The following is a 12,093-nucleotide window of genomic DNA, read 5'->3' as shown; positions in this document are numbered from 1 at the left end:
CGATCGCGGAAGTGCTGCAGTACCTCGGCTTCGCGGACGTGCGCGAAGGCGACGTGTTCCTGACGCCGCCGGGGCGCGTGTTCGCGGAATTCGGCACGCAGGAGCGCAAGCTGATGTTCGCGGATCACCTGCTGAAGCACGTGCCGCTCGCCGCGCGGATCAAGAAGGTGCTGAACGAGCGCCCGGGCCATCGCGCGCCGCGCGTGCGCTTCGAGCAGGAGCTCGAGGATTTCCTGTCGGACGGCGCGGCCGAGGAAACGCTCGATGCGGTGATCGACTGGGGCCGTTATGGCGAGATCTTCTCGTACAACGACCAGACGGAGATCTTCAGTCTCGAGGACGTCGAGTCCTGATGTTGGCGGGGCGCTCGGCATAGCTGCACCTCGCAGAACGCCAAGGGCGCCGCCCGCGACGCGCGGCGCATCGCCCCGTTACTGCAAATTCCCCCACCGATCGACGGCCGGTTCCGCCGACGCCCACTTCCAGTGCGTGCCCTGCTGGCACGCATTCGCGAAATACCAGTCGGCCTTGTCGCCGTCCTTCACCGAGAACGCGAATTCCTTGCACAGCGCGAGCGCCGACGAATACGCGCGCGTGACGCGCACTTCGCCTTCGCCGTTTTCGAGCGGCAGCGTATTCTTCACCTTCCACGGCTTCACTTCGCCGACGGCGAGACTGCCGGCCGTCTTCGCGATCGCGTCCTGCTGATTCTGATGGAGCTGCTTCATCGTGCGGTTGACGGCTTCGTCGGTCGCGGCCTGCACGGCGATCCCGACGCCGACGCCGACCGCCGGGTTCGCGGTGACGAGGCCCGTCGCCGCGCCGGCCAGCGCGCCGCTCGCGGCGCCGACCGACCCGCAGCCCGACAGCGCGACCGTCGCCGCGCACAGCGCACCGATCGCCGCGATACGGATCGCGACGCTCATTGCAGCGCGCCCCACCGTTCGGTCGCCGGTTCGGCCGACGCCCATTTCCACACGGGCCCGTCGCGGCAGATGGTGGCGACGTAGAACGCCGATTGCGCGGCCTTGTCGGCCTTCGCCGGCGTATCGACCGCGAACACGATTTCCTTGCAGTCGAGCGGACCGACGCTGATCATCCGGCTGACCGTCACGCGGCCCTGCTCGTCGTCCTCGATCGGGAACGAATGGTGCGTCGACCACGGCGCGACGCCGCCGACGTCGAGCGGGCCGGCCGCCTTCGCGATCTGCTCCTGCGTGTAGCGGTGCGCGACGCGTTGCGAGTACTGGACGCCGGCCCGCGCGCCGGCGACGGCGCCGAGGCCGATGCCCGTCGCGACGGCGGCGTTGTTGGTGACCTTGGAGGCGATCGCGGCGCCCGCGATACCGGCGCCGGCGGTCGCCCCTTCGCTGTACAGCGAATTGCAGCCGGACAGCAGTGCGGCCGTGGCGATCACGGCCAGCACGACGCGCGCCGGCGTGGCCCGGCGCGGCGATTCGAAACGAATGTTCATCCCTGAGTGCAAGTCCTGTCTGGGTGAGCGGCGACGCGTGCACGCCCTGATGCCGCGTCATTGTTTCGCAATTGTCATGGGAAAACTGCAAAGCTTTGACAAATCGCCGTGCGGCGGGCCGCGTGCGCGCGGGCGGCGTTATTGTCGGATAGATGATCGGCGAGGGGTCGAAACGTTACAAATTGAAGGTAATTGTTACCTTCGGATGCGATCAAGCGACCTAGACTGTTTCGTTATGGAATGTTTCTACGACGGCCTCGAGCCGCGCCGCTTATGAGACACCCAGCCATGCGCCGTTCGAAACGGTTGTCACACCGGCCGCCTGTCGCGGCGGCCGACCATCCGGAAGCGCCGCCGCGTCCGCGGATCGACGCGCCTTCGGCCCCGCCTGCGGGTGCGCCGGACGAGACACCGTCGGACGGCGATCACAACCAGGGCGGGGCTCGCCCGGAAGGGCTCGACTATCAACGCGACCTCGGTCAGGAGCAGGACGCCTGATGCGGTCGTCGCCGCATTCCATCGTCGTATTTCATTGCAATTCTCGGAACTGAGTCGCCGCGCGGCCGCCTTCGGGCCGCCGCGCCCGCTTGGGCGTGCGTCGCGCGCCAGCCAATCGAATCGAGGAGGGGAAGTCGCATGAGCAGATTGATCGTGGTATCGAATCGTGTCGCCGCCGGCGAGGACACGCGCCCGAGCGCGGGCGGCCTGGCCGTCGGCGTGATGGACGCGCTGAAGGAAACGGGCGGCGTCTGGTTCGGCTGGAACGGCGAGATCGTCGGTGCGCCGGATGCCGAGCCCGCGATCCAGCGGGACGGCAACGTGACGTATGCGACGGTCGGGTTGACCCGGCGCGACTACGACCAGTACTACCGCGGCTTCTCGAACGCGACGCTGTGGCCGGTGTTCCATTACCGCGGCGATCTCGCGCGCTTCGACCGGCAGGAGTACGCCGGTTATCTGCGCGTGAACGGGATGCTCGCGAAGCAGCTCGCCGCGCTGCTGCGTCCGGACGACCTGATCTGGGTGCACGACTACCACCTGCTGCCGTTCGCGCACTGCCTGCGCGAGCTCGGCGTGAAGAACCCGATCGGCTTCTTCCTGCATATCCCGTTTCCGTCGCCCGACATGTTGCGCCTCGTGCCGCCGCACGAGGAACTCGTGAAGTTCATGTGCGCGTACGACGTCGCGGGCTTCCAGACCGACGCCGACAAGCAGGCGTTCACCGACTACATCGAGCGGCGCGGCATCGGCGCGGCGAGCGACGACGGGATGCTGCATGCGCATGGCCGCGTCGTGAAGGTCGCCGCCTATCCGATCGGCGTGCATCCCGACGCGATCGCGCAGGCGGCCGTCCAGTACGGCACGCGCAAGCCGGTGAAGATGCTGCGCGAGGCGCTGGGCGATCGGAAGCTGGTGATGAGCGTCGACCGCCTCGATTACTCGAAGGGGCTCGTCGAGCGCTTCCAGTCGTTCGAGCGGATGCTCGCGAATGCGCCGGGCTGGCAGGGGCGCGTGTCGCTGCTGCAGATCGCGCCGCCGACGCGTTCCGACGTGCAGACCTATCAGCACATCCGCGAAACGCTGGAAGGCGAGGCCGGCCGCATCAACGGCCGCTTCTCGCAGCTCGACTGGACGCCGATCCAGTATCTGAACCGCAAGTACGAGCGCAACCTGCTGATGGCGTTCTTCCGGATGTCGCAGGTCGGCTACGTGACGCCGTTGCGCGACGGAATGAATCTCGTCGCGAAGGAATACGTCGCGTCGCAGGATCCGGCCGATCCAGGCGTGCTCGTGCTGTCGGAGTTCGCGGGCGCGGCGGCCGAGCTGACCGGCGCGCTGCTCGTCAATCCGTACGACCTGTCGCAGATGGCCGAGGCGCTCGAACGCGCGCTGTCGATGCCGCTCGCGGAGCGGCAGGCGCGCCACGAGCAGAACCTCGCGCGGTTGCGCGAGAACGACCTGTCGGTCTGGCGCGATACGTTCGTCGCCGACCTGCGCAGTGTCGCGGCGGCGGCGTCGGTCACCCAGCGCGCGGGCCGGCGGGTCGCGCATGCGTGAGTGCGCGCCGGACGCCGGTAGCGACGACGAAACGGCGGGCGCTACGGCTGGCCGGTTCTTCGTCGTGACGGGCGGCCCGGGCTCGGGCAAGAGCACCTTGCTCGATGCGCTGGAGCGCGCCGGCTTTGCTCGCTCGCAGGAGGCCGGGCGCGGCGTGATCCGCGATCAGATGGCGGTCGACGGCCCTGCGCTGCCGTGGCGCGACCCGGCGGCGTTCGCCGAGCTGATGCTGGGCTGGGAGATGCGCTCCTACCATCTCGCGCGGCAGGCGCGCGGGCCGGTGTTCTTCGACCGCGGCGTGCCGGACGTGATCGGTTATCTGCGGCTGGCCGGATTGGCGGTACCCGCGCACGCGGAAGCCGCGGCGCGGCGTTTCCGCTATCACCGGCGCGTGTTCGTCGCGCCGCCTTGGCCCGACATCTATGTGCAGGACACCGAGCGCCGGCAGGATTTTGCCGAAGCGGTGCGGACCCATGACGCGATGGTCGATTGCTATACGTCGTACGGCTATCGGCTGATCGAATTGCCGCGCGTGAGCGTGAAGGCGCGCGTGCGCTTCGTGATGGATACGCTCGACGCCGCATGATGGCCGCCGCGAGCGCGGTAAGACGGTGTCAGGCCGCCGTGTCCGGCCGCGGCGACGCGATGCGCAGCAGGCTGACGAGCGCGGCCACCGCCGCGAACACCGCGGCGACATACAACGCGATCGTCGGCCCGCGGTCGGGCACGAGCCCGAAAATCAGCGCGACGAGCGCGGCGCCGAGCGTCTGGCCCGTCAGGCGCGCGGTGCTCAGCATGCCGCCGGCGCCGCCGCTGCGCTCGCGCGGCGCCGACGACAGCATCGCGCGGTTGTTCGGCGACTGGAACAGCCCGAAGCCCGCGCCGCACAGCGCCATCCGCCACACGATGTCGACCGTGCCCGGGTGCGCGCCGATCGTCGCGAGCGACAGCAGCCCGGCCGCGAACAGCGCGAGCCCGATTCCGCCGAGGATGCCGGCCGAATAGCGGTCCGACAGCACGCCCGCGAGCGGCGCGGCGAATACGATCACGAGCGGCCACGGCGTCATGTAGAGGCCCGTCTCGACCTGCGAGAAACCGAGCGAATTCTGCAGCCAGAACGGCAGCGCGACGAACGCGAGCATCTGCGACGTGAACGACGCCATCGACGTGTAGATCGACAGCGCGAACATCGGGATGCGCATCAGGTCGACCGGCAGCAGCGGCGCCGGCTGCGACAACTGACGCTTCACGAAGAAGTAGCCGACCACGCATGCGACGGCCAGTTCGGCCGCGACGTACGCATGACCTTCGCCGTGACCGAGCCCGTCGACGGCCGTGATCAGCAGGCCGAACACGCAGGCGTTCATCAGCGCGCTCGGGAAGTCGTACGGCGCGTCGTGCAGCGGGTTGGCCGGCAGCGCGCGCACGCTGCCGAGCACGGCCGCGATGCCGATCGGCACGTTGACCGCGAAAAGCCACGGCCACGACGCGAACGACAGGATCGCGGACGCGACCGTCGGCCCGATCGCCGACGACAGCGCGACCACCATCGCGTTGATCGACAGCCCGCGCCCGAGCATCGACGACGGGTAGATCATCCGCACGAGCGCCGCGTTGACGCTCATGATGCCGGCCGCGCCGAACCCCTGGATCACGCGCATCACGGCCAGCATCGGCAGCGAGTCGGCGAGCGCGCAGCCGAGCGACGCCGCGGTGAAGAGGGCGAGCCCGGCGATGTAGATGCGGCGATAGCCGATGCGTTCGCCGAGCGACGCGAGCGGCAGCAGCGTGATCGTGACCGCGAGCTGGTACGCGTTGACGATCCAGATCGACGCGGCGTCGGACGCGTGCAGGTCGCGCGCGATGGTCGGCAATGCGACGTTCGCGATGGCGCCGTCGAGCACGGCGAGCGTGATGCCCAGGGCGACGCAGACGATCGCCCAGTAACGTTGCGGAAGCGGCAGGCCGGTATCGGCATTCATGACGGGAGCGAGCGCGTGGTTGTCCGCGCGCCCGCTTGCCGGTTGCGTGCGCAACCATGTGCAGGGGCGGCGGCGATGAACGGCCCGGCCGGCGCGGGCGCGCCGGCACGGGGCCGGTCGAGTGTATCACCGCGCCGCATCGTGTGACGCCAAGCCGCGCGGGGGCCGGCGGGCGCACGCATTCAGCCTTCGAAGTCGAGGCCGCCGAGCCGCACGAGCGGCTCGGCCTGCGTGCGCGATGCGAGATCGATGTCGCGGGCGCTTTGCCAGGCACCCAGCTTTTTCGGCAACGCGGCGAGGTAGTGCTCGAAGCGCCGCGGGCCGTCCGGTTCCATCAGCCGCTCGATTTCGTCGATGTCCCAGGTCAGTTCGAGATTCAGCGGATACACGAAGCCGCTCACGTGCTCGTGTGGCGCGCTGCGGATCTGCACGCGCGTCGGGTGCCCGTGCCCGCCATAGGGGACGACGTCGGTCTGAACGTGATCGGCGAAGAATGCGGCGATCGCCTGCGCGATGCGCGGCGCGAATTCGGTATCGAAACGGCGGGCGGTTTCAGGCTGCATGAAGGCGTCTCCTGTCTGCCGAAAATCGTAGCACGGCGACGACGCGTTTCGACGCGGGCGATACGGTAATCGCGCGTTACCACTTGCTGCATCTATTACGGCCGCGTCCCGCCACAATGCATCGCATCCAGTACCACTTCGCGTGGGAGTCCATCATGAAAAAGATTGCCGCAGTGTGTGTCCTTGCCGGTTCGCTCGCGGTCGCGGGCCCGGCGTCCGCGCATGGCCGCGACGGCGGCGCCGTCATCGGCGCATTGATCGGCGGCGCGGTGCTGGGCGCGATCGTGACGTCCGCGATGAATCCGCCCGTCGCGTATCAGGCGCCCGCATACCAGGCGCAGGCCTATCAACCGCCGACGTACTACCAGGCGCCCGCGTACCAGCAGCCTGCCTACCCGACGTATCAACAGGCGCAGTATCAGGACGACGGCCCGAACTATTGCTACGACCGCTACCAGCGTGCGTACGTGTGCGGGGCGCCGGTGCGGGGCGGCTACGCGCAGCCGGCCGGCTGGTAAGCGCGGGCGGGTTTCGGGCCGGTTGACCCGTACCCGTCGATGTTCGCTTCGCCGGGCCGGACGACGAAAGGCCCTCGCTCGATGCGAGGGCCTTTGTCTTTTTGTGCGGCCGATTCGTTGGGGGGCGGAATGCGCCGCCGGCCTTCGGCGGGCCGTGCGCGGATACAAACGGTTGCAATTGCGCGTCAGTGGCGATGACCGCCGCCACCGCCGCCTCCGTTCCAGTCGCCGCGGTGTCCGCCGCCGCGCCCCCAGCCGTTGCCGCGGTTGCCGCGATCGCCGTCCCAGCGATGGTAGTCGCGCCGGCCGCGATCCCAGTCGCGTCCGCCGCCACCGCCCCAGATGTTGACCGTGCCGTACACGGGGGACGGCGCGTACGCATAGCCGGGATCGGAATAGTAAGGCTGCCCGTAGCCGTATCCGGCGTCCGGGGCGACGACGCAGCCGGCCAGCAGGGTAGCGACGCCGGCGGCGGCAATGAGCTTCAGCATGATGTTCTCCGTTGGTTCCGGTATAAGTACCGCGCCCGGGGATTGCCGGCTGTTTGCAATTGTGTCGCCAAATTACAGCCTCGTAAGGTCTTGCGACGAAAGTGTTAGCATCCGGGGCTCATTTGTTTTTCAGGAGCACATCGATGAAATTTGCGATCCGGGCCGCGCTGGCCGCCTTCTGCGTGACGACCGCCGCCGCATGCGTGGCCGCGCCGGCCTCCGCGCCCGCCGTGTCGGCCGAGTCGATCAAGATGTTTCCGCAGGCGGCGAGCGGCCAGCAGCGCGTCGTGATCGCGCTGCCCGCGCTCGAGAACGAGGGCGATGCGCGCGTCGAGCTGATGATCGGCAAGACGCTGCAGACCGACTGCAACCAGCAGTGGTTCGGCGGCGAGCTGACTGCCGAGGACGTGAAGGGCTGGGGCTATACGTACTACCGGCTCACCGACGTGAAGGGGCCGGCATCGACGCTGATGGCGTGCCCGGGCCAGGCGCCGCAGCAACGGTTCGTGCAGGTGCGCAGTGACGGTCAACTGCTGCGCTACAACAGCCGCCTGCCGCTGGTCGTCTATGTACCCGACGGCTTCGACGTGCGCTATCGCGTATGGCATGCGTCGAAGGACGTGCAGCAAGCCGAGAAGCAGTAATCGCTGCGCGGCGTCCTGCCGCCACCCACCGGCCGCGCTGCTCGTGCCGACGAGCGCCGGCCACGCGGCCAGCGCGGCTTGCGCGATGGCCTCCAGATTGCGGCGGCTCGCGCCGTCGCGCGCCTGGATCGACATGCCCTGTTGAACCGTCACGTAGTAGCGCGCGATTGCGTCGAGATTCGCGTGCGCCGATATTTCACCGGTCGCGATGCCTTGTGCGAGGCGTTCCCGCAACGCGTCGACCGTGCCCTCGCGCATCTCGATCAGCGTTTGCCGGACCATGGCGATTCAGCAGTACGGCAAGGCCGATGACGTGGCCGCGCTCGTGGCGTTCGTCGTCGGGCCGGAAGGGCGGTCGATCAATGGGACCGGGTTGACGATCGACGGCGGCGCGAACGCGTAAAGACCGATGCCCGGTGCGAGTGAGCCGGGTCACGGTGCGTTCGTCGTTGGTCGTGATTCGTTATTGGCAGCCGACGCGCAGGTGCTCGGCTTCCAGGTCGGCCCGTTTGTCATAGGCGTGCCGTTCGTTGCGCGGTTTGCCGTCCGGGCCTATCCCGCGCACGACTCGGTGGCCGCGATCGGGCGAGTGCGTGAGTGCATCGATGCCGGCGGCCAGTTCCCGGCACCGCGTGTCGGGGGAGGTGCTTTCCGGGCGTGGGGCTACCGCGCCCGCGCCCGCGCCAGTGACGTTGGCGATGCCCGGGCTGACGTAGCGTTGCTTGGCAGGCGCCATGCCGGTGTCGGCGGCGTTGGCCGTGGCGGTCATCGCTGAAAGCGCGGCGAGCGCCGCGATCGTTCGAATCATTCGAGAAATCCGTGTGCTGAACCGAAGAAGGTTCGGAATTCTACGCAATGTTCGCTGCATGTCCGCGGAGAATGGACGAGGTGCGATCGCGTGTCGCACGTCGCGGCGAACGGTCGATTACCCCATCTTCGTGTGCTGCGCCGCATGCGCGGCAACATCCCCGGACAGCAAAAAGCCCGCTTGCTTTCGCAAAGCGGGCTTCGGTATTTGGTTGCGGGGGTAGGATTTGAACCTACGACCTTCGGGTTATGAGCCCGACGAGCTGCCAGACTGCTCCACCCCGCGGCGCGAAGTGTACTTCGGGTTGATGCCGTGAGTCAATCGATTCGTGTCGCGCTAGTCCCCATGCCATATCGGGCCTGTTCCTTGAAACCCCTGCAACGCAGTGAAGCCGACGCGTACAGCCGCAAATTTTTCACACTCGCCACAATATTCGCGCGCCTGAAACGTCTTCAGACGCATGGAACCGCCACCCACTTCGCAAACGATGACCGACCCAGACCGCGACATCACTGCGACGGTGATGCGTGAACGAACGAGGCTAGGGAACTTCATTCGGCGCCGGATCCGCGACCCGGACGATGCCGAGGACGTTCTGCAGGATGTGCTTCACGAATTCGTGCAGGCTTATCGGCTTCCCGCGCCAATCGAACAGGCGAGTGCGTGGCTGTTCCGGACCGCGCGTAATCGCATCATCGATCGTTTTCGCAAGAAGAAGGAGCAGCCGCTGGCCGATCTGCTCGATGCCGATGACGACGCGGACAGCGAGTATCGCCTGGATCTCGCGCTACCGTCGCACGATGCCGGCCCTGAAGCGCTCTACGCTCGCACGTTGTTGCTCAAGGCGTTGCAGGATGCGCTCGACGAATTGCCGGCGAATCAGCGCGAGGTTTTTATCGCGCACGAACTGGACGGGCAGTCCTTCAAGGAGATGGCCGCGCAAAGCGGCGTCACGCTCAATACGCTGCTCGCGCGCAAACGCTATGCGGTCCTGCATCTGCGTGCGCGACTGCAACCCATTTATGACGAACTGGATATCTAGAGGAGTCGACGGATGAATTTTCGAATCAGATGTGCGGGCAAAGCGCTGCTCGTGGTGGTCGCCATCGGCGTGCTCGGGTGGGTCGTCATGATGCTGTGGAATTGGGTGATGCCGGGGTTATTCGTCGGCGCCCGGACGATCGACTTCGCCCATGCGCTGGGCTTGCTCGTGTTGAGCCGCATTCTACTCGGCGGATTCCGCGGACATCGCGGCTGGCACGGCCGGCGCCATTGGCGGAAGTGGGAGGCCATGACGCCCGAAGAACGCGAGCAATTTCGGGCCGCATGGCGATCGGGCGGCAAGCGGCCTACCGAGGAGTGAGCATGCGCGAGAAATCCACAGCCGAGTGCAAGCAGAAGGCGGGCGTGATTGCGCCGTTCGTCGATCTGAAACGTTGCGAAGGCAAGGGAGATTGCGTGACCGCTTGCCCTGAAAACGTGTTCGAGGTTCGGCGCATCGATCAGGCCGATTACCTCGATCTTGGTTTGATGCATCGGTTGAAGCTGCGCGTGCATGGAATGAAGGTCGCGTATACGCCCAATGCGGACGCGTGCAGATCGTGCGGGCTTTGCGTGACGGCGTGTCCTGAGCGCGCAATCACGCTTGCGCGACGGGCATAGCATCGTCTGTTCGCGCCGATGATGGTGGAACGGCAGATCGGGGAGCCTGACGGCGGATTGGCGATTGCTGGATACGCGGTCCACGTGATCAACCTCATCAGGGAACGCACTTGACTTCAACTACTCATGTTCTTCTGCAACGGCTTCATGAAGAAAGCCGGAGCGAAATCGTCGCCCGCGCCCGTGCGCAGTTCCAAGGGCCGAATGAGGCGTTTCCAACGCTCGTCGACGAATACGAAGCACTCGCCCCTCGGCTAAGAGGGCGTTTTCTGGAAACGTTCGGCTTGTTCACTGAAGATTTCGGGTCGTCGGCTGGCAGTGCTTTATCGTTAGCCGTGTCAGCGGAAACAGGAAGGTTTCTGCGCAACATGGTGCTCGCGCAACGGCCGGCCAGAATCCTTGAACTCGGCAGTTCCTGCGGCGTGTCGACACTGTATTTCGCCGACGCGCTGCGTACGTTGGGACGTGGCGTGGTCATCGCGACCGAAGGCGATGCGCTCAAGTGTGCGCGGTTGCGGGCTCACGTCGAAGCAGCCGGCCTGGACGCCTATGTCGAGTTGCGGGAGGGCGACGTATTCGACACGGTTGCCGAACTGGACGGTACCGTCGACATGGTATTTATCGACGTATGGGCAGACGCCTATCTGAAGCTGTTCAAGCAGGTCGAGCGCCTGCTACGGCCGGGGGCGGTTGTATTCGCCGACAACATGTACACGGCCGAGGACGCCGTTCGACCGTACAAGCTCTACCTCGACGAGGATCCACGGTTTTCGACCACGACGCTGGATTTTGAGTCGGGGGTGGAGTTTACGGTTGTTGTGGCTTGAGAGGGGAGTTTCTTGTGAATCTTGAGAGAGGTTTGGAGCTTGGCTGCTCGCCCGACAGAACTCATGTCTGTATGGCACAAATTGGTTGAGTGGGAGACGCGCCAAATAGAACTCCATAAAAATCAGTCTCGATTCGCCTCGATAATCTGGTCCAGTGCATTGGCATCGTCGGTAGGCTCCTCCGTACCCCGAAAAATGCAAACCTCCGTATGCCCGTCTCGGAACACGTCTATTTCGACTCGCATCCCAACCACGGTAACCGAGACCAAGACCGTATCGGGTCGATTGCGGCTCAGGGTGTAGTGAATTTTCGCGGAGTCGAGCCGGTCGAGCAGATGAAACAGTGTATTGGTGGTCATATCGGGTACCTATTTCTTGAATCGATTATCGTTGAGCAACTTGAGCGCCTTACGCGCCTCTTTGATACCGTCGCTCGCGTCGCCTTGAATCTCGTTGAGCGTCGAATTCAAATACTGCCCCGGAAACTCGCGGAGCACTGAGCCCTTGCATTCGGCTTTGATGATGTCGCAGGCCATCATATCGCCTCGGTCGATTCCTGCTACTTGAACCGCGTCGCCCAAGGTGTCCGCTGAATAATCGAACGGAGACGCGTCACTGAGTGAGGCGGAGTCAGTGAAATTCGCACCTCCTGCGAATTTAGCGGCACCGCCAGCGCCGCCGATTCCGACAACGCTTTGCAGATAGCTCATCAGTTCGCCAGCGGACACGTCGCTAGGCGTGGCCCAAGAAGGTAGTGGCTTATCTATCGGTAGTCCAGCCGACGCCGGCACGCTGGCGAGCCTACTAGCCTTGGGGAAAGGCGGGGTTGAGGGCGAACCTCCAGCCGCCCCGCCACGGGCCGTTGGGCGATCGATTGCTACGGACACTCTCCCGTCCTCTATGGCGGACCTGAGCGCGCCTACGGGATCGCCGGAGAGTGCCCCAGCTAGTCCCAAGTCTCGGAGATAGCTAACGGCTCCCGTCACCGGTCCGGAGTATTTCGGCCAATGGAGCATCAATTCTGAGACTGCCGCCCGCTGTTCCGCGGATCGACTTACTTCACCGT

Annotated in this window: 18 protein-coding genes, 1 tRNA gene and 2 pseudogenes; 11 read left to right on the top strand and 10 right to left on the bottom strand. The window is 65.9% G+C overall.

The genetic code is table 11. The features are described from left to right. On the top strand, window positions 1-353 hold a 353-nt coding region (locus QZM72_RS34040; RefSeq protein WP_301740287.1), incomplete at its 5' end, for an AAA-associated domain-containing protein. 78 nt (window positions 354-431) lie between these two features. Here QZM72_RS34040 and QZM72_RS34035 read toward each other — a convergent pair. After that, window positions 432-926 carry a hypothetical protein gene (locus tag QZM72_RS34035; RefSeq protein ID WP_050017462.1) on the bottom strand — a complete coding sequence of 165 codons (495 nt, stop codon included), beginning with the start codon at window positions 924-926 and terminating at the stop codon, window positions 432-434. Continuing rightward, window positions 923-1,474, bottom strand: coding sequence for a hypothetical protein (locus QZM72_RS34030; protein ID WP_050017463.1), 552 nt, complete (start codon window positions 1,472-1,474; stop codon window positions 923-925). The genes QZM72_RS34035 and QZM72_RS34030 overlap by 4 nt, the downstream gene beginning before the upstream one ends. 288 nt (window positions 1,475-1,762) lie before the next feature. Here QZM72_RS34030 and QZM72_RS34025 point away from each other — a divergent pair, with 288 nt between their 5' ends. The 3 genes from QZM72_RS34025 (at window position 1,763) to QZM72_RS34015 (ending at window position 4,118) form a co-directional block, all read left to right on the top strand. Next, window positions 1,763-1,972 carry a hypothetical protein gene (locus QZM72_RS34025; RefSeq protein ID WP_301740286.1) on the top strand — a complete coding sequence of 70 codons (210 nt, stop codon included), beginning with the start codon at window positions 1,763-1,765 and terminating at the stop codon, window positions 1,970-1,972. Window positions 1,973-2,110: 138 nt separating this feature from the next. Next, entirely contained in the window at window positions 2,111-3,532 is a 1,422-nt protein-coding gene (otsA, locus tag QZM72_RS34020; RefSeq protein WP_301740285.1) for an alpha,alpha-trehalose-phosphate synthase (UDP-forming), read from the top strand. Then, entirely contained in the window at window positions 3,525-4,118 is a 594-nt protein-coding gene (locus tag QZM72_RS34015; RefSeq protein ID WP_301740284.1) for an AAA family ATPase, read from the top strand. The genes otsA and QZM72_RS34015 overlap by 8 nt, the downstream gene beginning before the upstream one ends. A 28-nt stretch (window positions 4,119-4,146) precedes the next feature. Here the strand turns inward: QZM72_RS34015 and QZM72_RS34010 are convergent, their stop codons facing one another. Next, window positions 4,147-5,514, bottom strand: a complete 1,368-nt coding sequence (locus QZM72_RS34010; RefSeq protein WP_301740283.1) for an MFS transporter — start codon at window positions 5,512-5,514, stop codon at window positions 4,147-4,149. A gap of 182 nt (window positions 5,515-5,696) precedes the next feature. Further along, entirely contained in the window at window positions 5,697-6,077 is a 381-nt protein-coding gene (locus QZM72_RS34005; protein ID WP_301740282.1) for a DUF5594 family protein, read from the bottom strand. 116 nt (window positions 6,078-6,193) lie between these two features. Between QZM72_RS34005 and QZM72_RS34000 the strand changes: the two genes are divergently transcribed. Then, a complete protein-coding gene (locus QZM72_RS34000) occupies window positions 6,194-6,595 on the top strand; it encodes a hypothetical protein (RefSeq protein ID WP_301740281.1) in 402 nt (133 codons plus the stop codon). A 185-nt stretch (window positions 6,596-6,780) separates the two neighbouring features. Here the strand turns inward: QZM72_RS34000 and QZM72_RS33995 are convergent, their stop codons facing one another. After that, window positions 6,781-7,086, bottom strand: a complete 306-nt coding sequence (locus QZM72_RS33995) for a hypothetical protein (protein WP_069618066.1) — start codon at window positions 7,084-7,086, stop codon at window positions 6,781-6,783. A 143-nt stretch (window positions 7,087-7,229) separates the two neighbouring features. Here QZM72_RS33995 and eco point away from each other — a divergent pair, with 143 nt between their 5' ends. Beyond that, entirely contained in the window at window positions 7,230-7,730 is a 501-nt protein-coding gene (eco, locus tag QZM72_RS33990; protein ID WP_089468146.1) for a serine protease inhibitor ecotin, read from the top strand. A gap of 33 nt (window positions 7,731-7,763) precedes the next feature. Here eco and QZM72_RS33985 read toward each other — a convergent pair. Next, a pseudogene (locus QZM72_RS33985) lies at window positions 7,764-8,009 on the bottom strand (TetR/AcrR family transcriptional regulator); the annotation flags it as partial. On the opposite strand from QZM72_RS33985, the pseudogene QZM72_RS33980 reads away from it, so the two are divergent. After that, window positions 7,999-8,133: pseudogene (locus tag QZM72_RS33980) on the top strand (oxidoreductase); the annotation flags it as partial. The pseudogenes QZM72_RS33985 and QZM72_RS33980 sit on opposite strands and share 11 nt — an antisense overlap. A 60-nt stretch (window positions 8,134-8,193) precedes the next feature. On the opposite strand, the gene QZM72_RS33975 reads toward QZM72_RS33980, so the two are convergent. Beyond that, complete coding sequence (locus tag QZM72_RS33975) at window positions 8,194-8,538, bottom strand: hypothetical protein (protein ID WP_089468145.1); 345 nt, start codon at window positions 8,536-8,538, stop codon at window positions 8,194-8,196. A 208-nt stretch (window positions 8,539-8,746) separates the two neighbouring features. Continuing rightward, window positions 8,747-8,823 (bottom strand) — tRNA-Met (locus QZM72_RS33970). A gap of 175 nt (window positions 8,824-8,998) precedes the next feature. On the opposite strand from QZM72_RS33970, the gene QZM72_RS33965 reads away from it, so the two are divergent. From QZM72_RS33965 to QZM72_RS33950, 4 genes are all read left to right on the top strand, one after another. Then, entirely contained in the window at window positions 8,999-9,580 is a 582-nt protein-coding gene (locus QZM72_RS33965) for an RNA polymerase sigma factor (protein ID WP_089468144.1), read from the top strand. 12 nt (window positions 9,581-9,592) lie between these two features. Then, window positions 9,593-9,901 carry a hypothetical protein gene (locus tag QZM72_RS33960; RefSeq protein ID WP_089468143.1) on the top strand — a complete coding sequence of 103 codons (309 nt, stop codon included), beginning with the start codon at window positions 9,593-9,595 and terminating at the stop codon, window positions 9,899-9,901. 2 nt (window positions 9,902-9,903) lie between these two features. Then, the gene (locus QZM72_RS33955; RefSeq protein WP_089468142.1) at window positions 9,904-10,200 is read left to right on the top strand and encodes a 4Fe-4S dicluster domain-containing protein; all 297 of its coding nucleotides are present in this window, start codon (window positions 9,904-9,906) and stop codon (window positions 10,198-10,200) included. Between the two features lie 110 nt (window positions 10,201-10,310). Beyond that, window positions 10,311-11,027, top strand: a complete 717-nt coding sequence (locus QZM72_RS33950) for an O-methyltransferase (protein WP_089468141.1) — start codon at window positions 10,311-10,313, stop codon at window positions 11,025-11,027. 122 nt (window positions 11,028-11,149) lie between these two features. Here QZM72_RS33950 and QZM72_RS33945 read toward each other — a convergent pair whose 3' ends face one another. Then, a complete protein-coding gene (locus QZM72_RS33945; protein ID WP_089468140.1) occupies window positions 11,150-11,386 on the bottom strand; it encodes a hypothetical protein in 237 nt (78 codons plus the stop codon). A 9-nt stretch (window positions 11,387-11,395) separates the two neighbouring features. Further along, a complete protein-coding gene (locus QZM72_RS33940; RefSeq protein WP_179233142.1) occupies window positions 11,396-11,737 on the bottom strand; it encodes a hypothetical protein in 342 nt (113 codons plus the stop codon). Between the last annotated feature and the right edge of the window lie 356 nt (window positions 11,738-12,093).

The organism is Burkholderia sp. AU45388 (genome assembly GCF_030481585.1).
Lineage (GTDB): Bacteria > Pseudomonadota > Gammaproteobacteria > Burkholderiales > Burkholderiaceae > Burkholderia > Burkholderia sola.
Note: the sequence above shows the minus strand (reverse complement) of the source record. Positions and strands in the feature narration are given on the sequence as shown.